The organism is Myxococcus hansupus (assembly GCF_000280925.3).
Lineage (GTDB): Bacteria > Myxococcota > Myxococcia > Myxococcales > Myxococcaceae > Myxococcus > Myxococcus hansupus.
The window spans coordinates 8,769,516-8,792,802 of record NZ_CP012109.1; the positions used below are offsets into that span (position 1 = coordinate 8,769,516).

A 23,287-nucleotide genomic window follows, 5' to 3' on the forward strand; every position below is an offset into this window, starting at 1 on the left:
TTTCTGCCCGGTTTCCACGCTTCACGGGACATGGGAGAATGGGGTTTCGAGGCAGGAGGCCGTGCGTCCTTGCCGGGGGGAGTGGGGCATGAAGGTGCCCGAGAAAAACGTGGGAGCCGCGGTGGACCGCATGTCGCGGGCGCTCGAGCGGCTGTCGACAGCACCGCCCGTGGTGGCGGTGCTGGAGGAATTGCTTTGCCAGGCGACGACCGCGCTCGGGGCCTCGGGGGCCTTCATCTGCTGGTGGGGTGGCTCGGGGGATTGGCGCACGCTGACCACGGCGGGCGTCGACGCCGAGGCGGCGGCCGTCTGCGCGCAGCGGTTGATGGAGCGGGCTCCCGGGCCGGGTGCGCCGCGCCAGCCGTCGGTGGTGGAGGATTTGTCGAGGGACGCGTTGCTCGCCCCGGAGCCCGAGGCACGGGACCGGTTGGCGGCGGTGTCCCTGGTGTCGCAGCCCCTGTTCTTCGCGGCCGGGTTGGGCGCGGCGGGCGTGCTGGGGGTGCTTTTCCGCGAGGCCTGGCGGCCGGAAGCGGGTGACCTGCCGCGCTTCGGCTTGTCGGTGAAGTTGGCGGCGCTGGCGCTGGAGCGTGAACGCATGGCGGAGACGTTGCGCCAGTCCGTGATGGCGGCGCGGATGGACGCGGAAGAGGCGGAGGTGCTGCGGCTGCGGCGCTTCCAGGCGGTGACGGAGGCTTTTGGCCATGCGCTCACGCGGGATGAAGTGGCCCGCGTGGTGTTGGAGCAGGGCCTGCCCGCGGTGGGCGCGGTGGCGGGGCTGGTGCACCTGGTGGAGCCCGACGGGACGGCCGTGCTGAAGGCCGCGTTGGGGCTGACGGACGCGCAGCTCGCGCCGCTGCGGGTGCTGCAGGGACCGGGACGCCTGGAGCTTGAGTCCGAGGTGTGGCGGGCACCCCCGCGTGTGACGGGCGATGCCGATGCGGCCGAGGCACGTCGGGCACCCACGCGCGTGACAGGCAACGTCAGCGGCGAGCCCGATACAACCCCTGCGCCTTGGCGCACGCTGTTCCCGGCGGGCGCACTGGGGATGTCAGACGCCGTGCCGCTCGCCACGCCGCTCTGGCTTGAAACAGCCGCGGCGGTGCGCGCCACCGTGCCTGGGTTGGCGTCCCTGGTCACACCGGGGCCACTGCGCGCGCTGGTGCTGCTCCCCTTGCAAGTCGAGGGACAGGACTTCGGCACCCTGTGCTTCGGCTTCTCGGAGCCCCGTCGCTTCTCCGCGTTGGAGCGGGCCTCCATCACCGGCCTGGGCCGTGAGTGTGGCCAGGCGCTCGAGCGCGCACGGCTGTACGCGCGGGAGCGCTCCGCGCGGCTCCAAGCGGAGGCGGCGGGACAGCGCCTGCGACTGCTGGCCGACGCGAGCGCGCTGGTCTCAGCCTCGCTGGATTGGGAGGAGACGGTGGCCGGCGTGGCGCGGCTGGCATTGGGCCACTTCGCGGATGGCTGCGCGGTGGACTCATACGAGGACGGCGTCGTGCGCCGGCTGGCGATGCTCTACGAGGACCCGCAGGAAGCGCCGCGCGGCCTGGAGCTGCTCCGCTTCGCGCCACACGAGGGCAGCCCCACGCTGCTCTCGGAGGTGCTCGCCTCCGGGCGTCCGTGGATGATGGTGCGTCCCTCCGAGGAGCCCGATGATGACCGCACGGAGGCGGGCCAGTTGTACGCGGCCGCGCGCGAGCTGGGCGTGGGCTCGCTCATCCTCACGCCGCTGGTCGCTCGGCAGCGCACCCTGGGGCTGCTGACCTTCATGCGCACCGCCTCGTCGCCGCCCTTCGAAATCCCAGACCTGTCCCTGGCCGAGGAACTCGCCGGCCGGGCGGCGCTGGCCATCGACAACGCGGCCCTGTTCCGCAAGGCACGCGCCGCGGAGGAGGAGAGCCGGCGCAGCGCGGCCCGGCTCCACGTGTTGGTGCAGGTGAGCCAGCTCATCGCCGAGGCGGGGCTCAACCTGCCCTCGGTGCTGGAGGTACTGGTGCGCAAGGTGTCGGAGGCGATGGGCGACGCGTGCGTGCTCCAGCTTCTCTCCGAGGACCGGACACACCTGGACCTGGTGACCGTGCACCACCCGAACGCGGAGGCGCGCGCGGTGCTCGACGCGTCCCTGTCGCGCGGCCCGGTGCGCGTGGGCGAAGGGCTGTCGGGCCGGGTGGCGGCGACGGGACAGACGCTCTTCGTGCCGCGGCTCCACGCGGACGACCTGCGCGACGAACGCGTGCCCGAGGGCCGCCTCTTCCTCCAGCACTACGGCCCCCACAGTGTCATCTTCGTCCCGCTGGGCGTGCGCGGCCGGGTGCTGGGCACGCTGGGCGTCATGCGCGACGCAGGGGGCCGCGAGTACTCCGTGGAGGAGCGCGCGCTGCTGGAGAGTCTCGCGGCGCGAGCGGCCCTGGCCATCGAGGACGCACGCCTGTACGGCGCCGCGACGCAGGCGGTGAAGGCGCGCGACGAGCTGCTGTCGGTGGCGGGGCACGAGCTGAAGTCCCCGCTCAACGCGTTGCAGCTCCAGATTCACCTGCTGGCGCGAATGGCCCGGGACGCCATGGCCGCTGACGGGTTCGCGGAGCGCGCGGAGCGGGCGGCTCGGGCGGGCCAGCGCCTGGGGCTGCTCATCGATGACTTGCTGGATGTCTCGCGGCTCAGCGCGGGGCGCCTGGGCCTGAAGCGAGAGGAGATGGACCTGTCCGCCCTCACGCGCGAGCTGGTGCACCGCATGTCCGAGGAGCTGGCGCTCGCGGGCAACGACGTGCGGCTCGCGCTGGAGCAGCCGGTGCTGGGCGAATGGGACCGGCTGCGGCTGGAGCAGGTGCTGGTGAACCTGCTGTCCAACGCGGCGAAGTACGGCGCGGGCCGACCAGTGACGGTGGCGGTGGAGGCGGTGGGGCCACTGGCGCGGTTGTCCGTGCGCGACGAGGGCATCGGCGTCGCGCCCGAGGAGCAGGAGCGCATCTTCGAGCAGTTCGAGCGCTCGGCCTCCGTGCAGCACCACTTCAAGGGCCTGGGCCTGGGCTTGTGGATTACCAAGCGCATCGTCGAGGCCCACGGCGGCACCATCCGCCTGTGGAGCGAGCCGGGCAAGGGTTCCACCTTCACCGTGGAATTGCCCTTGCGCGTTTGAGCGTCTGGACAGCTCCGAGGTCCCTGCGCTCTGGTGCCTCGGATGATGCGCGCACTCCTCCCCTGGGCCCTGCTCGCCGTCGTGTCCGGCGGGCTCGTTTCTGGCTGCCGGCATGGGCCGGAGTTGAACCCCGCACTGGACGCGGATGGCGACGGTGTCCCCAATGGCGAGGACGCCTGTCCCACCGTGCGCGGGCTGGCGCGGCTCCAGGGCTGCCCGGTGCGGGACACGGACGGGGACGGGGTGGAGGACTCGCTCGACAAGTGCCCGCGTCACGCCGGGCCCGCTTCCCGGGACGGCTGCCCCATCCGCGACACGGACGAGGACGGCGTGGAGGACGCGAAGGACCTGTGCCCACGCGTGCCCGGCCTGCTGGAGCGCCAGGGGTGTCCCATCGACGACCCGGACCGCGACGGGGTGGAGGGCGCAGCGGACAAGTGCCCGGATGAACCCGGCCCCGCCTCGCGGGACGGCTGCCCCGTGCGGGACTCGGATGGGGACGGCGTGCCGGACGAGGAGGACGCGTGTCCCAATGAGGAAGGGCCCGTCTCGCTGCGCGGCTGTCCGGAGCGGGACTCGGATGGTGACGGCGTGCCGGACCACCGCGACAACTGCCCGCGAGAGCGCGGCGCGATGGACAATCAGGGCTGCATCTCCGCGTCGAAGCAGCTCGTCATCATCCGCCCGGACCGGCTGGAGCTGTTGGAGCGCATCGGCTTCGCGCCGGGCACGGCCACGCTATTGCCGCGCGCCCTGCCGGTGCTGGACAACGTGGCGCTGGTGCTGCTCGCGCATCCGCGGCTGGGCGTCATCGCCATCGAGGGCCACACCGACAACCGGGGCGACCCGGACGCGCAGCGGGCGATGACGCTGGCTCGCGCGGAGGCGGTGCGAGACCACCTCGTGCGGCAGGGTGTCCCGCCGGACCGCCTGGAGGCGTGGGGCATCGGTCCCGACAAGCCGCTGGGGACGAATGAAACCTCCCACGGCCGGGAGGCCAACCGGCGGATGGACCTGCGCATCGTGGCGCCTCGCGCCCGTCCGTGAGGGCCGGGCTCCCCGGGAATGGGGGGCCTGGGGTACGCTCACCCACCATGAGTGCTTCCAGCCCCCTGTTTGGTGACCTGCTGCTCAAGCTGGGCATCGTCTCGCCCAGCCAGGTTCAGGAGGCGCTCGCCCTGCAAGCCCTGACCGGCCAGCGCGTCGGCGAGGCCCTCATCTCCCTGGGCTACGTGACGCGCGAGCAGATTCAGGACGCGTTGGGTGAAGCGCTCGGCCTGCATCACGACAAGAGCCCGATGCAGCCCGCGCTGGGCGAGCTGCTGGTGGGCCTCAAGTACGTGACGCTGGCGCAGCTCGACGAGGCGCTCGCGCGCCAACGCCGCGACGGCCGCAAGCTGGGCGAAATCCTGGTGGAGCTGGGGCACTGCACCTACAAGCAGATTTACGAAGCACTCGGGTTGCAGAACCGCATCGCCGGGCGCCAGGACCTGGCGCGCCCCGCGTCCGACGGGCGCCGCCGCGTGGTGGTGGTGGATGACAGCCCGCTGGCCTGCGCCTTCGTGCAAGAGGGCCTGGTGGCCCTGGGCTACGAGGTCCTCTGCTTCCAGGACCCCTTCGAGGCGCTGGAGAGCATGGGGCGCCTCCAGCCCGTCATCGTCCTCAGCGACCTGGAGATGCCCAGCCTGGACGGCGTGGAGCTGTGCCGCCGCCTGAAGGAAGGCCCCAGCCACGCGGTGCCCGTCATCATCCTCACCGCCAATGACGGGGAGGCGGAGCGCGTGCGGGGCCTGCGCGCCGGCGCGGACGACTACGTCAACAAGTCCGCGTCCATGGATGAGCTGGCCGCGCGCATCGAAAGCGTGGTGCGCCGCACCGGCGAGACGGAGCGCATGCGCAAGCTGTTCGCGCGCTACACGTCCGACGCGGTGGTGGAGGAAATCCTCAAGAGCGCGGACGCGGTGGTGCTCACCGGTGAGAAGCGCGAGGTGACGCTGCTGTTCGCGGACATCCGCAACTTCACCGGCCTGGCGGAGAGCTTGCCGCCGGAGCAGGTGGTGGGGGTGCTCAACCAGGTGCTCGGGCGGATGTCGGACGCGGTGCTCACCTGCGGCGGCACGTTGGACAAGTTCCTGGGGGACGGGCTGATGGCCGTGTTCGGTGCGCCGGTGGCCCGGCCGGATGACGCGCTGCGTGCGCTGCAGTGCGCGAAGATGATGATGGACGCGCTGACGGACCTGCGCATCGAGGCGGAGGCGGAGTGGACCGCCAACGGGCGCGAGGGCCAGCCGCTGGTGCTGGAGCTGGGCGTCGGCATCAACTCCGGCGTGGTGGTGGCGGGCAACATCGGCAGCACCCAGCGCGCCGAGTACACGTGCATTGGCGACGCGGTGAACGTGGCCGCGCGGCTGTGCGCGCTGGCGGGCCCGGGGGAAATCCTCGTGGGCGAGCGCACGCGCGAGCTGGTGGACGCCAACGAGACGGCCTTCGAGGACCTGCCCCCCGTGCGGCTGAAAGGCAAGCAGCAGCCCGTTCCGCTGTTCCGTGCGCTGTGAGTGCGTGAAGTCCAAGCGCGCGACCGGGGCGGAAAGCGGCTATAGGGAAGGGTCATGAGTGCCTCCTCCGATGGCGAGCCCCCTCCCTCCCGCCGTTCCCCCGTGTTGTGGGTCGGCTTCGTCTTCGCGCTCGCGTTGGTCGCGGCGGTGCTGGTGGGCGCGCTGAACGGCTCCAAGGCGCTGCACGCGGACCGCATCCACCAGGACTTCGCGGTGCTCGAGGAGGCGCTGGGGCGCTACCGGGCGGACAAGGGCACCCTGCCGGAAGAGGCGGACCTGGGGGAGTTGCTGGTCCCCGAGTACCTGACGGAGCTGCCGCTGGACCCGTGGGGCCGGGAGTACCGTTACACCAGCAATGGGGAGCAGGTGTTCCTCGCCACCTTCGGCAAGGGTGACGACCGGGGCGGCACGGGCGAGGAGCAGGACCACACCAACCACGACGGGCACCAGGTGCCCAAGCGCGCGCCGTAGCCCTTGAGCGGGCGGGGAGGCGGGCGCCGCGGCACGTGCCTGCTTCGCGGGCCGCCCGGCGCGTCGTGAGCCGGGCCCCGGAGCAAGCCAGCGTGACACGCGTGTCCGCTTTTCGGCGTCGCCATGGCCATCTGTACCTTCACGGGGAAGGGGTTCCCGAACCTGGAGGGCAGCCATGGCCATCGTCTGTGTCACCAACCTGTCCCCTGAGTCCCTGGCCGCGGCCCACGTGGCGGCGGCCATCGCGGGCCGGCTGCAAGAGCCGCTGTTGCTGTTAGGCGTCGCGGAAGGGGACGCCTTCCTCGACGACGGCACCGGCGCGCTGTCCCTCACCCAGCAGCGTTTGGAGGAAGAGGCCGTCCGGCTGGAGCCACTCGCGCGCGTGGTGCGCTACCGCCTGCAGGCGGGCTCCAACGCGGACGAGGTGCTGAGCGACGAGGAGTGTCGCCGCGCGCGCTGGATTGTGGTGGCGGCCACTGGCTGGCGCACCTCCGCGTGGCGGCGGGCCACGGTGCCAGAGCGGCTGTCCCGGTATGGCTGCGCGCCGGTGCTCGCCGTGCGCAGCGACGCCGCGATGACGGACTGGGCGCGCGGCCGGCGGCGGCTGCTGGTGCTCGTGGGCGTGGACCCGGGCTCGTCCACCACGGGCGCGGCGGTGTCCTTCCTGCGCGAGCTGCGCCGCGTGGGGCCGTGCGACGTGCTGGCCACGTACGTGTGTTCGCCCATGGATGAGCGCGAGCGGCTGGGCATCCACAGCCCCGTGCACGTGGAGCTGTTGGATCCGGGGCTCCAGGACATGGAGGCGTTGGACCCGGTGGTGGAGCGCGTGCTCCAGCGCGAGGTGCGCGAGCAGGTGGGAGACCTGCTGGGCGAAGGCAGCGTGGAGGTGGTGCTGGAGCCCGGCTTCGGCCGTCCCGCGGACCACCTGATGCACGTGGCGCACACGCGCGGCGTGGACCTGATGGTGGTGGGCACGCACCAGCGCAGCGGCGTGAAGCGGCTGTGGCACGGCTCGGTGTCCGCGGGCGTGCTGCGGCACGCGGCGCAGTCGGTGGTGTGCGTGCCGCCCATCGTGCAGTCGCGCCGGGCGGGCCATCCGCCGCGCAGCGTGCTGGTGCCGGTGGACTTCTCGGAGGCCAGCGCGCGGGCCATCTCCCAGGCGCGCACGCTGGTGGGGCCGGGGGGCCGCGTCCACCTGCTGCATGTGCACCGCCGCCGCCTGGAGGACCGCGGCCTGGTGGACCACTACGGCGTGCTGCCCGAGCCACCCCGCGAGCGGGACCAGGTGCTCCAGAAGCTGTGGGAGCTGGTGCCGCGCGACGAGACGTCCCAGGCGGTGCGCTGGAGCGTGGAGGGTGTCACCGGCGAGGACGTGACGCTGGCCATCTGCCAGGCGACGGAGCGCGAGGGGGTGGACCTGGTGTGCGTGGGGACGTCCCTGGAGCCCTCGCGCCTTCGGGACGCGCTGGAGGGGGAGGTGGCCCATGAGCTGGTGGCCCGCTGCCGCCGGCCCGTCATGGTGGTGCCCTCGGCGTGACGTGGATGTTTCACGGACGCTGGGACTACCTGTCTCCACATGAAAGGATTTGCAGGTGGTGGCCGCGGTGACGCGCCCGGTAGGGCACGTGTGCCGTTGAAGTCAGGACCCTGGAAGGCATTAGAATCGTAGAAACCACGCTTTCCAGTCGCAGGGGGGCCGCCGGTGACACCTCAGGGTTATCGCGAAGTGGAGCTCATCTGTAACCGTTCGTCGCTGCTCATCCACGGTGGCACGGAGGAGGAGCGGCGCTGCTGGGCCCAGGAGGCCGCGCGCAACTTCGATGTGGAGTTGGTGGAGGTGCGGCAGGCGGCGGAGCTGCCGCAGGCGCTCCGTCATCCCAACGGCGTGGTGTTCATCGCGGACGTGGCCCGGCTGGGACGGGAGGCGCAGTTCGCGTTGCTCCGGTGTCTGCAGACGCAGGAGGAGCGGCCGAAGCTGGTGCTGGGTGTCTCCGGCGCGGCGGACGCGGCACGGGCCCGCGGCACGCTGCGCGAGGACCTGCACTACCGCCTGCACCAAGCCCAGGTGGACCTTCAGAAGGACGGGCTGCGGGACGTGCTGAAGCGCCGCTGGGCGCAGCAGGCCGAGCAGCTCGCGCTGAAGGCCGCCGCGGCACGGGTCGCCGAGGAGCAGGCCCGCGAGGCCGCAGCGGCACGCCGTCCGGGCACGGTGACGCGCACCGCGCCGAAGCCCAAGGGCATGAGCAGCGCCGCGCGCGGCAAGGCGGAGTCGAGGAACGCGGTCCGCTGAGTCGGTGACGCCGCGGGCACGGCGCGGTGCCGTGCCCGTGCCGCCCCGTCAGTGCCGGTGCTTCTGTCCGCGCTTCGTCTTCACGGTGCGGGCCGTCGGCTTCTTCGCCGTGCCTCGCTTGGGGGCCGCGGCCTGAGCCGGAACGGCCTTGCGCCCCGTCTGCCGGCTCGCGGCCGTCGACGCGGCGGCCACCTTCTTCGCCGTCGAAGGGCGCTTTCGCGCGGGCGCCTTCACGGGCTTGGCGCTCTCGATGACGCCGCGAACCGCCTTCGCCGTCCGCCGCGCCGCGGTGGCCGACCTGGCGCGGCTGCGCTCCGCCTTTTCACCCCGCAGCTTGGACTGGAGGGAGGCCACCCCCCGGGCCGTTACCACCGCCGTCCCCAGGAGGACCTTCGCCCCACGGGTACCGGCCTGGACGGCCACCTCCTTCACCCTGTCCACCAGCCCCCGCTTGGAAATCGCCATGGCGCGCCTCGTCTCTCTCTGGCTCGGTTTCGCTGCCGCCAAAGGTAGTCACGAGCACCCCGCCGTGAAGCCGCCCCCTCCCGGTTCTGTTTGCATTCCGGGATGGGCGGGAATGTGTGAAGTCGGGAAACTGGGCTACAGTCCGCCGCACTGTCCCATTTTCTTCCCGGAGCAAGACATGTCCCAGGACAACACTGCAAAGCCCAAGCGCGGCCTGAAGCGGCCCATTGAGGTGGTTCGTGCCGAGCTGCTCAAGGACCCGGAGACGAAGAAGATCGCCGAGGCCGTGAGCATGCAGCTCGAGGACTACGTGGAGCTGGTCCTCAAGTACGCCCAGGACAAGGACAAGGAGGCCGAGGTCGCCGTCATCTCCGACGAGGAGCTGCGCCGCAACGGCTTCAACCCCCTGTCCGCCGAGGAGGCCGCCAACATCCTCATCAAGGGCATGAAGGGCGAGCTGCCCGGCTCTCCGCCGGACTTCGAGGCCTCCAAGTTCACCCAGGACAAGGTGTCCACGGCCGGCAAGCCGGTGCTCAACACGCCGGATGGAACGGCCCCCGCCCCCACCGGTCCGCAAGATCCGGCCGCCCGCCAGGAGCTGATGGATCAGCTCAAGAAGGGCAGCAGCGGCGGTAACCGTCCGTAACCCCTGGCCCCCAGGGGCAATGCCGGGGGGAAAAATTCGACGGAAATAAGGGGAGGAAACAATTCCCCACACTGCCCGAGAATCCTTTCGAGCTTTCCTCCCGGCACAAATCTCCGACTTCCAAACTTTCAAAGATCGAGGGTACTACCATGGGCAGCGCTATCCAGGGCATCACGAAGGCCATCGGCAAGGTCGCGGGCACGGTCAGCAAGATCGCTGGCGGCATCGCGAACATCGGCGGCAAGGCCATGGAGTTCCTCCAGAAGCCCCTGAGCTCGCTGGTGGACCCCATCGCGAAGTTCATCGGCGACAAGGTCGGCAAGCTGCCCCTGGTCGGCAAGTTCCTCGGCCCCACGGCGGAGAACCTCGTGAAGCAGGGCGCCTCGTCCTTCCTGGGTGAGGGCACCCTGGGCAGCATGGGCTTCCTGTCCAAGATCGCCGGCAAGGTCGGCGACATCACCAACATCGCGCAGTCCATCAAGACCGGCGCGGACAAGGTCGGCGCGTTCGCCAACAACCCGCTGGGTCAGCAGAACTTCCAGAACATCATCGCGCAGGGCCACGCCCGCTTCGTGGAGTAATGCGGAGCCGCGCCATCCCTGGCGCGTCGAGATGGTAAGCCCGAGGGCCGGTCTCCCGAGAACATCCGGGGCCGGCCCTTCGGCTTTGCGGGGTACCGAGCCCCCCGCCAGGCGGCTCAGTGCCCTGTCTTCGCCAGGCGCTGGGTGTCGCGCAGCAGGCGCTGGGTGGAGTCGCTGTCCGCGCTGTCGTAGTAGCCGCGAATCTGGCCGGCGTCGTCCACGAGCACGAAGTGCGTCCCGTGGAAGATGGAGAGCAGATCATCCTCCGGCGCGCCGGGCTCGCGGCCCATGCTCACCTTGAAGCCCTGGACGATGGTCTCCTTGAGCTGCTCGTAGTCGCCGGTGAGGAAGCTCCAGCGGGAGAAGTCCGCGCCGTGGCGCTCGCCATACTCGGTGAGCCGCTCCGGGGTGTCGTACTTCGGATCCACGGAGAACGACACCAACTGGAGCCCGGCGCCAAACGCCGCCGTCTCCTTCTGTACGCCCACCATCTTCCGGGTGAACTCCGGGCAGACGGTGGGGCAGCGCGTGAAGATGAAGTTGGCCACGAAGGGCTTGCCCCGGAGCTGACCGCTGCCGAAGGGCTGTCCGTCATGACGGGTGAAGGTGAAGTCTGGCAGCGCGCCCAGGTCGGGCAGCGGCTGCGAGGCGCCCCGGCCACGCAACAGCGTGAGTCCTGACACGGCGGTGATGCCGAGCGCCGTGACGGCGACACCCGCCCAGAAACCCGGGCGCTGCGTGAGACGGGCCCGAGGGGCCGGGAGAGCTGAGTCAGCGGACATGCCCCCCGAGGTAACGGAACCCTGGGAGTCGCACAAGCGCGGCCATGGGGGTGCGTCATCCTGGCTGCTTGGGGGGATGATGTCACGGGTACGTAACGACCCATCCATCGTGTCACAGTTCCGTGATTTCAGTGGTTTGAAACAAGTTTACCCTTAAATAACGGGGTGTTTGGGGCAACTTCCTCTCAGTCGTTACGAAAATGTGGGCACGTCTGCTCTCTGTTTTCAGGAGTCTTCCCCCCGTGACGACCTACTCCGTTCGAAGTGGCGACACCCTCGGCGCCCTGGCCAAGCGCTTCAACACCTCGGTGTCGTCGCTGGCGAAGACCAACGGCATCTCGAACCCGAACCTCATCTTCACGGGGCAGAAGCTTCGCGTTCCGGACGGCTTCGACGCGCCCCGCGCCTCCGGGGGCGGCCGCGCGGCCTCCAGCTACACGGTGAAGTCGGGTGACACGCTGAGCGGCATCGCGGGCCGGCACGGCACGACGGTGAGCGCGCTGGCGAAGGCGAACAACATCTCCAACCCGAACCGGATCTACGCGGGCCAGAAGCTCACGATTCCGGGCTCCGGCGGCGCGGCGCCCACGAAGCCCTCCTCGGGCGGTGGTGGTGGCGGCTCCTACACGGTGAAGTCGGGTGACACGCTGAGCGGCATCGCGAGCCGGCACGGCACCACGGTCAGCGCGCTGGCGCGGGCCAACAACATCTCGAACCCGAACCTGATCCACGTGGGCCAGCGGCTCACGATTCCGGGTGGCGGTGGGGCGTCCCCGACGCGTCCGACGCCGAGCCAGCCTCCCGTGGGGGGCGTGGGCGGGCCGAAGCCGCCCACCGGTGGATCCGCTGGTGTCACGGTGGGCCAGCTCCGGGCGGTGATGCCCAACCTGTCGCAGGCCAAGGCGGAGCAGTACCTGCCCTACCTGAACCAGGCCATGGCGGAGGCGAACATCACCACCCCGATGCGCAAGGCGGCCTTCCTGGCGCAGCTCGCGCACGAGAGCGGCCAGCTCCGCTACATGGAGGAGATTGCCTCCGGCGCCGCCTACGAGGGTCGCAGGGACCTGGGCAACACCCAGCCGGGTGACGGCGTGCGCTACAAGGGCCGCGGCCCCATCCAGCTCACGGGCCGCGCCAACTACCGCGCCGCGGGCCGGGCGCTGGGCATCGACCTGGAGGGCAACCCCCAGCGCGCGAAGGATCCGGACGTCGCGTTCCGCATCGCCGGTTGGTACTGGTCGTCGCGCAACCTCAACACCTACGCCGACGCGGGCAACTTCCGCGAGGTCACCCGCCGTATCAACGGTGGCTACAACGGCCTGGCGGACCGCGAGATGTACTACCGCCGCGCGCAGAACGTGTTCTGAGCCCGCGCCGCTCAGGCCCGGTGAAGTGACGCGAGGACCGTGGGCCGACCTGGCCACGGTCCTCGTCGCGTTTCGAGGGTGTCCATCCCATCTGGGAGATGCCACGTCCGCCGTGCGCGACCGCGCGCCGCGCCCGAGGCACGTGCCCTGGAGTGGCGGCGCCGTGGTGCGCCGGCTGCAGTGCCCAGGCCGTTCCCCTTCGGAGCGCGCCACATGCCTCGTATCGATTCGTCCTGCAGTTCCTCCCTTCCCATCGAAACCACCCCGGAGCCCTCGGGGGCCCCGCCCGCCGCGCCGAAGCAGGGCGAGCCTCGCAGGTCGGTGCCTGCGGCTCGCAACGAGCTGCACGCCTCCGACGGGCCCGCCGCGCCGAAGCAAGGCGAAACCCGTGTGTCCTCGCCCACGGCTCGCAACGAGCTGCACGCCTTCTCCGAATCCGCCGCGCCGACGTCGGGTGCCCAGGCGAAGTCGCTCACGGCTCGCAACGAGCTGCACGCCTTCTCCGAATCCGCCGCGCCGACGTCGGAAGCTCCGGCGAAGCCGCTCACGGCTCGCAACGAGCTGCACGCCTTCGCCGGGCCTTCCTCGCGGGCGGCAGCGCCCCCAACTCGCTCGCCCCCGCCTGAAAGTGCGGGCCCAGCCGTGTCCGCGGGCGAGCTGACCGCGCTGGGCGGGCGGCTGCGGCCACCGGGCTCGAAGCACCTCCCCGAGGAGGTGTTCCAAGGCATCCGCACGCACCTCACGCGGAGCCTGACGGACTGGACCGTCAGCGCGGCGGACGTGCGGGCCGTGCATGGGGCGCTCGGGGCGCTGCCGCCGGGGCCCTACCGGGCGGCGCTGGAGCGGATGGAGCGCGACGGACTCCTGCGCACGTATGTGAACGCGCAGGACGCGGGTTCGCGGCGGGCGTTCCTGGAGCAGGCGGAAGGAAAAGGCATGCTCCAGCGGAACAAGGGCGAGACGAGCCCCGTGGACGCCCTGGGCTACCCGGCCGTGCCGGACTTCTTCGTCAACGACGCGCGGCTCCCCCGGGCGATGCGGGACGCGGTGAACGCGCATGCCATCGACGTGGGCGTGGGCTTCTACAAGGCGCACGGCGAGTACCTCGTCCGGTACGCCCTCGCGGTGGACCAGGCAGGGAGCCGCCGGGAGCTGGGGGCGTTGGGCCCGCCGCGTGCCGCCCAGCTCTCCGAATCAGTGCTGGGCCTCGAATGGAAGGACCCCGCGCGGAAGGACTACGAGGCGGCATGGAAGGCGGGCATCGGCCGGCCGAAGTCGCTCAACCTCACGTACCAGCACCTCACGGCCCGTGAGCGGGAGCTCTCCGGAGAACGCGGCGCGGGCACGGTCCGGCTCCAGGGCAAGGTGGGCGCGGGAAGCGAGACGGCCCAGTGGGCCCTGAAGGGCTCGCTCGACACGCGCGGCCAGCGTGAGCTGAAGGGCGAAGCCGGCGTCACCGTGCGCAGTGGCCCCATGAAGCTCGAGCTGTCCCAGGACACGGCCGGCAAGAAGGAGGCGACCGTCAAGCTGGACCTGGGGCTCGTGGAGTTCAGCCTCGACTCGGGGGGCGCGCAACGCGTGGCGGTGGGCATCGGCAAGGCGCTTCAAGTGCAGGCGACGCTGAACCCCCGGAAGGCCGAGTTCGAAGGGGGCCTCTCCGCGAAGGTGAAGGCGGACGGAGACCAGGCCGGCGTCGAGGTTGGCTTCTCCATGAAGGGACTGTCGGCGCAGCGGGCGCGGCAGGCGGTCGACCGGGGGCATCGCGGCGTGTTCCAACAACCCGCTGAACTCGAGTCGCGGATGGCCTGGGACACGCTCCCTCCGGCCACGCGCGCGGCCTATGCGAAGGAGGGTTGGAGCCGGGAGCTGTGGACGCAGGCCCTGCCGCGCTGAGGCGGGCCGGAGGATGCGAGGGACCTCAAGACGTCGCGGCCTCGGGCGCCTGGGGCTTTGTCGGCTCCACCGCGGGCGGCGTCTCCGGCAGCTTCGAGGGGCGTATCAACTGGGCGGCACCGAGCAGGGCGTACCAGGTGGGCCACGCCAGGAGTAAGAGCCCGTAGCTGCTCATCGAGGACATGAAGAGGGTGATGGCGAGCCACGCCAGGCCTTGAAGCACCAGTCCCACCGCGCCCAGCCCTTGAAGCGTCCGGTGCCGCATCAGGGCGCCCATGAGGGCCATCGCTGGAGGAACGCAGATGCCCAGCAGGAGGATCATGACAATGAATCCCGGCACATCGAGCCTGGAGCCTGTCCGCAGCAAAGGCAGCAACATGGGCAAGAGCTGCAACGCCGTGCCAAAGAGCGTGACGACGATGCCCGCGACGGGGAGCGGCTCGGCCCCTTGCTCCTTCTGCTGTTGCTCCTTCTGTTGTTTCTTCTTCCGGCGCCGCTGCGCGTCGCGCTCCTCCCGGGCCCGCTCCAGCAGGTTGGGAGGGACCTCCAGCGCATACGGATAGCCCAGCTCCAGCAGGGTCTCCACGGCGGCGGTGCTCACCGTGATGCCGTCGCTGCCCGTCTGCTGGCTGCCGACGCCCGGCAGCGTCATCAGGGACTGCAGGAAGTCGGCGCGCTCGCGCAACGCGGCTTCTCCCTCCACGGGCCGAGCCATCTCCACGAAGAGCGTGTCCACCTCGGCGGGGATGACACCGGGCGAGCACATGTCCGCTCGCAGCTCGGTCAGCGAGCGCGGCGCCGACAGGGGCGCCAGGGACTCCACGGGGGAATCCTCCGCGACGGGAGGGGGCCGGACATGCGTGGCGGTCATGGTGAAGCGAGGATGTTAACACCGGCCCCCGCTCGGGCGCGCCGCGCGACCGTCCGGAGGGCAAGGGGCCGGGTTCTCCCGAGGGCCACGCCTCCAGGGCATGCGCACCCTTTCCCCTGGGACCCCTTCACGAGGAGCGAGGCAGCGCATGGCGATGGAGCGAGCGCAGCGGTTCGTGGATGCACTGGCGAAGTTGGAGGAGCGCGGGGACCTGGAGCCGCTCATCGCCCTCTTCAGCGATGACGCCCAGGTGAGCAACGTGGCCTCGGCGAAGGTGTTCTCCGGCAAGGAGGGCGCCCGGCGCTTCTGGCACGAGTACAAGGGCACCCTTCAGCAGGTGAAGTCCACCTTCCGGAACATGATTGAGGCGGGCGCTCGCGTCGCGCTCGAGTGGGAGACGCAGGGCACCGCCCACAACGGCGCGGCGGTGGCCTACGAAGGCGTGTCCATCCTCGAATGGGACGGCGACCGGATCCGCCGCTTCTACGCGTACTTTGATCCGCACGCGCTCGGCCTGGAGCTGACCCACGGCAGCGCGCCGCGCACGGAAGTCCCCGCCACCACCCCCGCGTGAGGCGTGAGGCCGCCCGGATGGGGACCCCGGGACTTCCGGGGCCGCCCGTGGGCGTGATTCAACACCCGCTGACCCTCGCGTCCGCCTGGGCGCGCGGGCGCGGTGTGCCACGTTGTCGAGCCGCCCACGGGACGACATCGCGGAGCCAGTCCCTCCGCCGCCCCTGGCCGTTGCCCGACACAGGGCCGTGACCTTCAGACATCTCCCGAACCGTCACACCCGACGCTACCGTCAGCCGCCGCGACCCCGAGATGCGATGGCCGTCCAGCCATGGGTTCGCGGAAATTTATGCCGGACCGCGAGTTCCGAGGCGATACCTTCGACGCGGTGCGTTTCCGGAAAGCCCGGGACGCGGTAGCGTTCCCGACGTCCTCTGAGAAGGTGGGTTGGTGATGGTGTGGCGGAGGACTCGACCTTGGATGACCGGTGCTGACCCGGCAGTCTGCTTTGCGTCTACACGGAAAAGCCTGATGACCCGCTTTGCTGCCTTCTTCGTCGTCCTGTCCCTGATTGCCGCACCCCACACCGCCTGGGCCCAGCAAAGCCAGCGCGACTCCGCGAAGAAGTCCCGCGTGGTGAAGTCGTCCTCGAAGTCCAAGAGCAAGGCGACGAAGAGCAACGCGGCCAAGACGTCCTCGAAGCGCAAGTCCGCGAAGAAGCCCCCGTCCAGCCGGACGAAGGCCGCGCCCGCGGTGGACTCGCGGACGGTGGACGCGCCGGAGGTCCAGCCCGCTCAGCCCACGATGCAGGTGGAGCCCGCCAGGCCGCTGTCCGCCGAGGACGACACGCCCACGGTGAAGAAGTCCGGGGAGCCGTCCGTCGGCGACGTGGACTCGATGGACTTCGACCTGCTGGAGCCCGCGGAGGCCGCCGCCGCCGCGCAGGTGGATCCAGACCTGGAGCGCCGCATTGGCCGCCGCCGCACCATGCTCAAGCTGCACCAGGGTCTGGGCTTCGCCATGGCCGCCGGCCTGGTGGGCACCACCGTGGTGGGCCAGCTCCAGTTCAACGACTCATTCCGCGGGGGCGGGGATGACCGCAACCTGCTGGGGCTGCACCGCGGGCTCGCCATTGGCACCTCGGCGCTGTTCGCCACCGTCGGTCTGCTGGGCGTGCTGGCGCCGGAGCCCTTCGAGAAGGAGAAGCTCCAGTGGGACACCATCACCGTCCACAAGATGTTCATGGCGCTCGCGACCGTCGGCATGGTGGCGCAGATCATCCTGGGCGTGATGGCCACGGACCGCTTCGGCCGCTTGTCGGAGACGGACATGGCGACCGCGCATCAGATTTCCGGTTACGTGACGCTGGGCGCGGTGTCCGCCGGCGTGTTCACGCTGTTCTTCTGAAGCACCTGCATTCCGTAGTGGTTCCCTGGAGGTTGACGTGATTGCTCGACGAATCGCCCTGATCGCCACCCTGGTGCTCGCGCTGCCCGCAGTCGCGCAGTCGCAGGCCCGCACGTATAGCGTCAAGAAGGACGCCAGCTCCCTCACCTACAAGCTGAAGCACAAGCTGCACGAGGTGGTGGGCAAGGCGGCTCCCAGCGACGGCAAGGCGCGGCTCTTGCCGGATGGAACCCTTCAGGTGGCGGTGCGCGCCAACGTGAAGGACTTCGACTCGGGCAACGCGAACCGTGACGCGCACATGCTGGAGACCACGGACGCGGCGAAGTTCCCCATCATCGACTTCAAGGGCGTGGCCACCGGCGTGAAGCCGCCCACGAGCTTCCCGGCCAAGGTGCCGGTGAAGGTGAAGGGCCAGCTCACCTTCCACGGCGTGAAGAAGACCGTGGAGATTCCGATGACGGTGCTGTTCAACTCGGAGAAGGAGGCGGTGGCCGAGGGCAGCTTCGACATCAGCCTGGATGCCTATAACGTCGACCGCCCTTCGCTGCTGATGGTGAAGGTGGATGACGTCCTGGTGCTGGAGCCCAAGCTGGTGTTCGAGGTGGAGGGTACGTGAGTTCGACGCGACGAGGATTTCTCAAGGGCATTCTGGGAACGGGCGCGGCGGGCGCGGCGGCTTCGACGCTGCCGGGCTGCGCGCCGGACATCGACCCCGCGCCGGTGACGGACATCTCCGCCAGCGCGCAGGGGACGGTGGACATCCTGGTGTCGCGCTATCCGGATTTGGAGCCCGTGGGCGGCGCGCTGACGGTGCGCGTCCCGGGGACGGAGACGGTGCCGCTGCTGGTGGTGCACTCCAAGGATGACGGCGCCCCGGACGACTTCTCCGTGCTGTCGTCCATCTGCACGCACGTGGGCTGCCCGCTGGGCTACGACGGCAAGGACGTCATCTGTCCCTGCCACCTGTCCCGCTTCAATGCCCGGGATGGCGCCGTGTTGCAGCGGCCGGCCACCGTGGCGCTGCAGACGTTCTCCTCGGAGTACAACGTCAACACGGGCGTGCTGCGCATCAACCTGCGCGCGGGCCAGAGCGACTTCCCGCCCGCGGTGGCCGGGGAGGTCGTGTTGCCCCTCAGCCAGTTCCCGGCGCTGCGGGATGTCGGCGGCTCGGTGACGGGCGTACCGGACGGGTACGGTCGGCGCATCTTCGTCTTCCGGATGCAGGACGGCTCGCTGTCGGCCGTGGACTCCATCTGCACGCACCTGAACTGCGAGGTGGAGCACCGCACGCAGGAGGCGGACCTGTTCTGCGCCTGCCACGCGTCCATCTTCACGCTGGACGGCGCGGTGACGCAGGGGCCCGCCACGCGGCCCCTCAAGCGCTTCACGGTGTCGGAGACGCCGGACTCCGTCGTGCTCACCGGCGTGGCCTGAGCCGTCCCCGAGGCGCGGGTGGGGCCTTCCTGGCCCGCCCGCCCCCGGACGGTTCCCGCGCGCGGTGGCTCAGCCCAGCCGGCTCCAGAAGGAGCGCTTGGCGGAGATTCGCTCCAGGGCGTGCTGAAGCTCCTCGTCCTGGTCCGCGCGCAGGGCGATGTCCCCCAGGGAGATGATGCCGACGATGCAGTCGTCGCGCTCCACCACGGGGATGCGGCGCAGTTGGCGGCGGCCCATCAGCCCGATGACGTCCTGGAGCGTGTCCTCCGGCGTGACGGCCTCCACGTCATCGGTCATCACGTCCGACACGCGGAGCTGCTCGGGCGAGCGGCTCCCGGTGAAGGCGCGCACCACCAGGTCCCGGTCGGTGACGATGCCCACCAGCCGGCCCCGCTCGTCGACGATGGGCACGGCGCCGCACGACTCGTCCTTCATGATTTGCGCCACGTCTCGCAGCGGGCTGTCCCGGCGGGCGGTGCGCACGTTGCGCGTCATCACCTCCCGGGCGGAGAGGGGCTCGTGTTGCCAGCGGCGACCTGCTCGGGACGCGCGCGACTCGGGGCGGCCGCCCGTGGTCGTGGAGATGGAGGTGCCCGGGCCTTCGTAGCGGTAGGTGGTCTCCTCGGGGCGGCCCGCGACGGCGGTGTAGACGGACATGCCCACGCGCTGGGGACGGTGGGTGCTCGCCTCGTCGCGGTCCCTGCTCGCGGAGGTGGAGGAGGCGGTGTCCCCGTGGCCGCGGTCCGTGCGGTATCGGGGGCGCGCGTCGCCATGGCGCATGGGGGCGCGGGCCTCGTGAGGGCCCTGGGGGCGAAAGGGCTCGTCACGGCCTCCGCCGTAGCCGGAGCGGTCCCAGGCCCGGTATTCGGCGTGCTGGGGGGACAGCTCCACGTCCTGTTCGCCTGAGTCGTACCGGGGCCCCCACCCGTCGGCGTAGCGGCTGTCCCGGTCATCCCGGCCATAGGGGCCGCTGTTCTCCGGCGGCGCGCCGTGAATCGTGTCCGGCGCGTCGTCCATCTGGGTGCGCGGCTGGGACATGCGCAGGGTGGCCGCGCGGTGGTAGCGGCCCTGCCGGGTGGAGGACTCCTCGTCGCGAGCGGGGTTCCAGCCGGTGAGGTCGGACTCGGCGCGCTCGCGCGAGCCTGGAGGCGCCACGTCCGGCTCACGGTGGGCGGTGGGCTCGGCGCGCCGCGCGCCCGAGGTTTCGTCCCTGCCGTCGTCCATGCTTCTGTGGGCCATGTCAGTCCTCGCGCGAAGTCGGGTTCAAACAGCAACGCTGGTGGTGGTGGGGTGCGCCTCCAAGGGGCGGGCGGCCGGGCGGGCGGGTGCCCGTTTCCCAGTGCCCCGGTTCATCCGGCGGACAGGGCGTCTCCCAGGCGCACGAGTCCGCTGAACTCCTCCAGCTCCGCGCCGGTGTCTGGTGCGGCCACCGCGAGCGCGCCAGGGGGCAGGTGCTCGGCGAGGCGGTGGAGCAGGGCGAGGTGCGCCGCCGAGCGGGACTGCTCGGCGGTGGCCATGCGGGACAGCGCCTTCACGGCGCTCTCCGCGTGGCGGTCTCCCTTCGCGTGCTCCAGGAGGGCTTCCGGGGCCGTCAGCACGTCGTCGTGCGCCCAGCTCCGGTTCAGCACGTATCCGGCGAAGGGGAGCCCGCGCGCCGCCAGCGCCTCGCGGAACCAGGCCGCCTCGTGGAGGGAGGTGGTCTCCGGGGAGGTCACCAGCAGGAAGCCCGCGTCGGGCGAGGCGAGCCGCGACCGCAGTCGCTCCGTGTGCAGGCGCATGCCCGCGAAGAGACCTCCGAAGGCGCCGATGAAGCCGCGCAGCTCGTGGGTGAAGTGGGTGCCGAAGACGCCGGAGAGGACGCGGTCCACCACGGCCTGGGCGCCGTGCCACAGCCGCCCGCTCCGGGCGTGCCGCTCCGGGGCGAAGAGCGACACGATGCGGTCGTCCAGGAAGCGCGCCAGTCGGCCCGGGGCGTCCAGGAAGTCCAGCGCGTGCCGGCTGGGGGGCGTGTCGAGGAGGATGAGCTCGTAGCGGTGTTCGGAGAGGAAGGCGTCCAGGGCCTCGGCGGCGGCGTACTCCTGCACGCCCGCGACGAGTTCGGAGAGGAAGCGATAGAGGCGGTGTTCGACAATCGCGCGCGCGGCGTCGGGGGAGGGCGCGAGCCGGAACACCATGCGTTCGAAGACGGCGCGCGGGTCGAGCATCCACACGTCCAGTCGTCCCGGGCCTGGGGGCTCGTGGGGGAAGAGGCGCTCGGGAGGGACGGGGGTGGGCTTCGTGCCGCTCTCTTGCAGGCCCATGGTCTCCGCGAGCCTGCGCGCCGGGTCGATGGTGAGCACCAGCACCTTGCGGCCCGCGCGCGCGGCGGCGACACCCAGGGCCGCGGCCGTGGTCGTCTTGCCCACGCCGCCCGCGCCACACAGCACGATGACGCGTTTGGTGAGCAGCAATTGGCGCAAGTCTCCATCGCTCATGGCGTCTGCCTCGCGGAGGCACAGGGGTGCTCTCCTGGTTTGTGCGTGCCGCCCGAGTGAGTCAGTCCGCGGATGCGCGCATCCATCAACTCGCCCAGGCTCACGGCAGCGCCTCCTGCCACAGTGCATCCTCACGCCGTGGCGCGAAGGTCTCCGCGAGCGCCTCCGCCAGCGCCGGACCCGTAACGGACAGCTCCGGCAACGTCAGCAGCGGCGCGCGCAGCTCGCGGCGCAAGCGAACCGACGCGGCGTGCGCGCGGTCCAGCCGTGCCAGTGCATGCGCGCCCTGATGCGGCCCATGCACCGCGAGCAGCCGGTTCAGCGCGGCGCGCGACTCCACCGTGAAGGGGTCTTCCGGCATCCGGTTGAGGACCGCGACGGACAAGGGCAGCTCCAGTCGCCGCAGCTCCGAGGCCACATGGAGCGACTCGCTGACGGGCAGCGGCTCCGGCAGGCTCGTGAGCACCACGGCGGTGCGCACCGGGTCCTGGAGGAAGTCGAGCCCCTCACGCACATCACGCCCGATGGGCCCTCCGGGCATCAACGCCAGCACCCGCTGGGGCAGCGCCGCCAGCGCCAGCGCATGGCCCGTGGCGGGCAGGTCCACCACGGTCAGCGGGTGCGCATACCGCCCATCCGGCCGCGTGTGCCGCAGCAGCGTGAGCATCTGGTACATCAAGCCCATCTCCCGCAGCGCGGGGCCCGCCTCCAGGAAGCGGCGCAAAGCGCGGGTGCGCAGGGCGGCCTCGGCCAGCCACCGCGCGGGCAGGGCCTTCTCCAGGAAGTGCCGGTGGCCCTCGGCCGCGGACAGCCTCACGAAGTTCAACCCGGGCCGCACGCGCGTCACGCGGGGCCCCACATCGCGAGCGCCCACGAGCGCGGCGAGCGGCGACGGCCCGTCCTCCTCGGGCGACAGCTCCGCCAGCAGCACCGTGCGTCCTGCCCGGGCGGCGGCCACGGCGAGCGCCGCGGCCAGGGTGGTCTTCCCCACGCCGCCCTTGCCCGACACGAGCAGGACACGCTTCTCCCAGAGGGCTTCGAGCACCGGCCACCGTCCCATCGCAGCGCCGGCACCGCGCGCTGGTCTCAACACGGTGAGGAAGGCCCGGCCTGGGGACAACCGTGGCCCCGGTGGGGAGGCCACGGGAGCGCGTCCGCTCGCGTGCCTGGCCGGCGCGCCGGCCTACAGCGCCTCGATGACCTTCTTCACCCGCTCGAACGCCCAGTCGAGTTCCTCCTGCGTGACGACCAGCGGCGGCGTGAGCCGGATGACGAAGTCATGCGTCTCCTTGCAGAGCATGCCCTCCGCCATCAACGCCTCGCACGCGGGCCGGGCGGGAATGTCCAGCTCGATGCCCACCATCATCCCGCGCCCCCGCACCTCCACGATGTGCGGACTCTGGAGCGTCTTCAGCCGGGCGAGGAACGCCTGGCCCAGCGTGGCGGAGCGCTCCACCAGCTTCTCGTCGCGAAGCACGTCCAGCGCCGTGCGCGCCACCGCGCAGCCCAGCGGGTTGCCGCCGTACGTGCTGCCGTGTTCACCGGGCTGGAGTACGCCCATGACCTCGTCATCCGCCATCACCGCGGAGACAGGGTAGAAGCCGCCCGACAGCGCCTTGCCCACGACGATGGCGTCGGGCCGGACGTCCTCGTGCTGGAACGCGAACATCTTCCCCGTGCGCCCCAGGCCCGTCTGGATTTCGTCCACCATGAACAACACCTTGTTCTCACGGCAGAGCGCGGCCACCTGCTTCAGGTAGCCGTCCTTCGGAATCAGCACGCCGGCCTCGGCCTGGATGGGCTCCATCAGCACGGCGCAGGTGTTGGGCGTGATGGCGCGCCGCAGGGCCTCCACGTCGTCGTAGGGCACCACGGTGAAGCCCGGGGTGAAGGGGCCAAAGCCCTTCCGGTAGCGCGGCTCGCTGGAGAAGCTGATGAGGCTGATGGTGCGGCCGTGGAAGTTGTTCTCGAAGACGATGACCTCCGCGCGGTCCTCGGGGATGCCCTTCACCGTGTGGCCCCACTTGCGCGCCAGCTTGATGGCCGTCTCGCACGCCTCCGCGCCGGAGTTCATCGGCAGCGCGCGGCTCAAGCCGGAGATGTCCCGCAGCGCCTTGTACAGGTGCGGAAGCTGGTCGTTGCGGAAGGCGCGCGACGTCAACGTCACCTTCGCGGCCTGCTCGCGCAACGTCTCCAGGATGCGCGGGTGGCAGTGGCCCTGGTTCACCGCCGAGTACGCGCTCAGGCAGTCCATGTACTTGCGGCCCTCCACGTCATGCACCCAGACGCCCTCGCCACGTTCGATGACGAGGTCCAGCGGGTGGTAGTTGTGGGCGCCGTAGCGTTCCTCCAACTCGATGTACTCGCGGGTGGAGAGATGGGGCGTGGCGTGCTCGGCGCTCATG

21 protein-coding genes are annotated in these 23,287 nt (G+C 70.9%); 14 read left to right on the top strand and 7 right to left on the bottom strand.

What is annotated here, in order from left to right:
• The first annotated feature begins 88 nt into the window (after positions 1 to 88).
• From A176_RS34580 to A176_RS34605, 6 genes are all read left to right on the top strand, one after another.
• Positions 89 to 3,133 (top strand): GAF domain-containing protein, encoded by a 3,045-nt coding sequence (locus tag A176_RS34580; RefSeq protein ID WP_002638162.1) that lies wholly within the window; start codon positions 89 to 91, stop codon positions 3,131 to 3,133.
• A gap of 42 nt (positions 3,134 to 3,175) precedes the next feature.
• Complete coding sequence (locus tag A176_RS34585) at positions 3,176 to 4,180, top strand: OmpA family protein (RefSeq protein WP_002638161.1); 1,005 nt, start codon at positions 3,176 to 3,178, stop codon at positions 4,178 to 4,180.
• Positions 4,181 to 4,227: 47 nt separating this feature from the next.
• Positions 4,228 to 5,688 carry an adenylate/guanylate cyclase domain-containing protein gene (locus A176_RS34590; RefSeq protein WP_002638160.1) on the top strand — a complete coding sequence of 487 codons (1,461 nt, stop codon included), beginning with the start codon at positions 4,228 to 4,230 and terminating at the stop codon, positions 5,686 to 5,688.
• Between the two features lie 54 nt (positions 5,689 to 5,742).
• Positions 5,743 to 6,159, top strand: coding sequence for a type II secretion system protein GspG (locus tag A176_RS34595; RefSeq protein ID WP_021781331.1), 417 nt, complete (start codon positions 5,743 to 5,745; stop codon positions 6,157 to 6,159).
• 175 nt (positions 6,160 to 6,334) lie between these two features.
• Positions 6,335 to 7,696, top strand: a complete 1,362-nt coding sequence (locus tag A176_RS34600; protein ID WP_002638158.1) for a universal stress protein — start codon at positions 6,335 to 6,337, stop codon at positions 7,694 to 7,696.
• Between the two features lie 165 nt (positions 7,697 to 7,861).
• On the top strand, positions 7,862 to 8,449 hold the full coding sequence (locus A176_RS34605; protein WP_044890290.1) for a hypothetical protein: 588 nt from the start codon (positions 7,862 to 7,864) through the stop codon (positions 8,447 to 8,449).
• 48 nt (positions 8,450 to 8,497) lie between these two features.
• Here A176_RS34605 and A176_RS34610 read toward each other — a convergent pair whose 3' ends face one another.
• The gene (locus A176_RS34610; protein ID WP_002638156.1) at positions 8,498 to 8,914 is read right to left on the bottom strand and encodes a hypothetical protein; all 417 of its coding nucleotides are present in this window, start codon (positions 8,912 to 8,914) and stop codon (positions 8,498 to 8,500) included.
• A gap of 178 nt (positions 8,915 to 9,092) precedes the next feature.
• Between A176_RS34610 and A176_RS34615 the strand changes: the two genes are divergently transcribed.
• A complete protein-coding gene (locus A176_RS34615; RefSeq protein ID WP_002638155.1) occupies positions 9,093 to 9,560 on the top strand; it encodes a hypothetical protein in 468 nt (155 codons plus the stop codon).
• A gap of 149 nt (positions 9,561 to 9,709) precedes the next feature.
• A complete protein-coding gene (locus tag A176_RS34620; protein WP_002638154.1) occupies positions 9,710 to 10,141 on the top strand; it encodes a hypothetical protein in 432 nt (143 codons plus the stop codon).
• A gap of 116 nt (positions 10,142 to 10,257) precedes the next feature.
• On the opposite strand, the gene A176_RS34625 is transcribed toward A176_RS34620, so the two are convergent.
• Positions 10,258 to 10,923 carry an SCO family protein gene (locus A176_RS34625; protein WP_193409817.1) on the bottom strand — a complete coding sequence of 222 codons (666 nt, stop codon included), beginning with the start codon at positions 10,921 to 10,923 and terminating at the stop codon, positions 10,258 to 10,260.
• Positions 10,924 to 11,165: 242 nt separating this feature from the next.
• Here A176_RS34625 and A176_RS34630 point away from each other — a divergent pair, with 242 nt between their 5' ends.
• A complete protein-coding gene (locus A176_RS34630) occupies positions 11,166 to 12,290 on the top strand; it encodes a LysM peptidoglycan-binding domain-containing protein (protein WP_002638152.1) in 1,125 nt (374 codons plus the stop codon).
• 213 nt (positions 12,291 to 12,503) lie between these two features.
• The gene (locus tag A176_RS34635) at positions 12,504 to 14,183 is read left to right on the top strand and encodes a hypothetical protein (RefSeq protein WP_002638151.1); all 1,680 of its coding nucleotides are present in this window, start codon (positions 12,504 to 12,506) and stop codon (positions 14,181 to 14,183) included.
• 25 nt (positions 14,184 to 14,208) lie between these two features.
• Here A176_RS34635 and A176_RS34640 read toward each other — a convergent pair whose 3' ends face one another.
• Positions 14,209 to 15,054 (bottom strand): hypothetical protein, encoded by an 846-nt coding sequence (locus A176_RS34640; protein ID WP_044890291.1) that lies wholly within the window; start codon positions 15,052 to 15,054, stop codon positions 14,209 to 14,211.
• A gap of 148 nt (positions 15,055 to 15,202) precedes the next feature.
• Between A176_RS34640 and A176_RS34645 the strand changes: the two genes are divergently transcribed.
• The 4 genes from A176_RS34645 (at position 15,203) to A176_RS34660 (ending at position 18,408) form a co-directional block, all read left to right on the top strand.
• Positions 15,203 to 15,628, top strand: coding sequence for a nuclear transport factor 2 family protein (locus tag A176_RS34645; RefSeq protein ID WP_002638149.1), 426 nt, complete (start codon positions 15,203 to 15,205; stop codon positions 15,626 to 15,628).
• A 470-nt stretch (positions 15,629 to 16,098) separates the two neighbouring features.
• Positions 16,099 to 16,974, top strand: coding sequence for a hypothetical protein (locus A176_RS34650; protein WP_002638148.1), 876 nt, complete (start codon positions 16,099 to 16,101; stop codon positions 16,972 to 16,974).
• 37 nt (positions 16,975 to 17,011) lie between these two features.
• Positions 17,012 to 17,590: a YceI family protein gene (locus A176_RS34655; protein ID WP_002638147.1), complete on the top strand. Its 579-nt coding sequence runs from the start codon at positions 17,012 to 17,014 to the stop codon at positions 17,588 to 17,590.
• Entirely contained in the window at positions 17,587 to 18,408 is an 822-nt protein-coding gene (locus A176_RS34660; protein ID WP_002638146.1) for a QcrA and Rieske domain-containing protein, read from the top strand. Before A176_RS34655 ends, A176_RS34660 begins: the two co-directional genes overlap by 4 nt.
• A 69-nt stretch (positions 18,409 to 18,477) precedes the next feature.
• Here A176_RS34660 and A176_RS34665 read toward each other — a convergent pair whose 3' ends face one another.
• From A176_RS34665 to rocD, 4 genes are all read right to left on the bottom strand, one after another.
• A complete protein-coding gene (locus tag A176_RS34665; protein WP_021781332.1) occupies positions 18,478 to 19,647 on the bottom strand; it encodes a CBS domain-containing protein in 1,170 nt (389 codons plus the stop codon).
• 110 nt (positions 19,648 to 19,757) lie between these two features.
• Complete coding sequence (locus A176_RS34670; protein ID WP_044890292.1) at positions 19,758 to 20,882, bottom strand: ArsA family ATPase; 1,125 nt, start codon at positions 20,880 to 20,882, stop codon at positions 19,758 to 19,760.
• A gap of 100 nt (positions 20,883 to 20,982) precedes the next feature.
• Entirely contained in the window at positions 20,983 to 21,927 is a 945-nt protein-coding gene (locus A176_RS34675) for an ArsA-related P-loop ATPase (protein WP_002638143.1), read from the bottom strand.
• A gap of 138 nt (positions 21,928 to 22,065) precedes the next feature.
• A complete protein-coding gene (gene rocD / locus A176_RS34680; RefSeq protein WP_002638142.1) occupies positions 22,066 to 23,286 on the bottom strand; it encodes an ornithine--oxo-acid transaminase in 1,221 nt (406 codons plus the stop codon).
• Position 23,287: the final 1 nt, after the last annotated feature.

What these genes read in the sequence shown, in the direction of transcription:
- A176_RS34635 (WP_002638151.1), top strand. Translation starts at nt 12,504, where the DNA reads ATGCCTCGTATCGATTCGTCCTGCAGTTCCTCCCTTCCCATCGAAACC.
- A176_RS34615 (WP_002638155.1), top strand. Translation starts at nt 9,093, where the DNA reads ATGTCCCAGGACAACACTGCAAAGCCCAAGCGCGGCCTGAAGCGGCCC.
- A176_RS34650 (WP_002638148.1), top strand. Translation starts at nt 16,099, where the DNA reads ATGACCCGCTTTGCTGCCTTCTTCGTCGTCCTGTCCCTGATTGCCGCA.
- A176_RS34625 (WP_193409817.1), bottom strand. Translation starts at nt 10,923, where the DNA reads ATGTCCGCTGACTCAGCTCTCCCGGCCCCTCGGGCCCGTCTCACGCAG.
- A176_RS34585 (WP_002638161.1), top strand. Translation starts at nt 3,176, where the DNA reads ATGATGCGCGCACTCCTCCCCTGGGCCCTGCTCGCCGTCGTGTCCGGC.
- A176_RS34580 (WP_002638162.1), top strand. Translation starts at nt 89, where the DNA reads ATGAAGGTGCCCGAGAAAAACGTGGGAGCCGCGGTGGACCGCATGTCG.
- A176_RS34645 (WP_002638149.1), top strand. Translation starts at nt 15,203, where the DNA reads ATGGCGATGGAGCGAGCGCAGCGGTTCGTGGATGCACTGGCGAAGTTG.
- rocD (WP_002638142.1), bottom strand. Translation starts at nt 23,286, where the DNA reads ATGAGCGCCGAGCACGCCACGCCCCATCTCTCCACCCGCGAGTACATC.
- A176_RS34620 (WP_002638154.1), top strand. Translation starts at nt 9,710, where the DNA reads ATGGGCAGCGCTATCCAGGGCATCACGAAGGCCATCGGCAAGGTCGCG.
- A176_RS34600 (WP_002638158.1), top strand. Translation starts at nt 6,335, where the DNA reads ATGGCCATCGTCTGTGTCACCAACCTGTCCCCTGAGTCCCTGGCCGCG.
- A176_RS34590 (WP_002638160.1), top strand. Translation starts at nt 4,228, where the DNA reads ATGAGTGCTTCCAGCCCCCTGTTTGGTGACCTGCTGCTCAAGCTGGGC.
- A176_RS34595 (WP_021781331.1), top strand. Translation starts at nt 5,743, where the DNA reads ATGAGTGCCTCCTCCGATGGCGAGCCCCCTCCCTCCCGCCGTTCCCCC.
- A176_RS34670 (WP_044890292.1), bottom strand. Translation starts at nt 20,882, where the DNA reads ATGAGCGATGGAGACTTGCGCCAATTGCTGCTCACCAAACGCGTCATC.
- A176_RS34665 (WP_021781332.1), bottom strand. Translation starts at nt 19,647, where the DNA reads ATGGCCCACAGAAGCATGGACGACGGCAGGGACGAAACCTCGGGCGCG.
- A176_RS34640 (WP_044890291.1), bottom strand. Translation starts at nt 15,054, where the DNA reads ATGACCGCCACGCATGTCCGGCCCCCTCCCGTCGCGGAGGATTCCCCC.
- A176_RS34610 (WP_002638156.1), bottom strand. Translation starts at nt 8,914, where the DNA reads ATGGCGATTTCCAAGCGGGGGCTGGTGGACAGGGTGAAGGAGGTGGCC.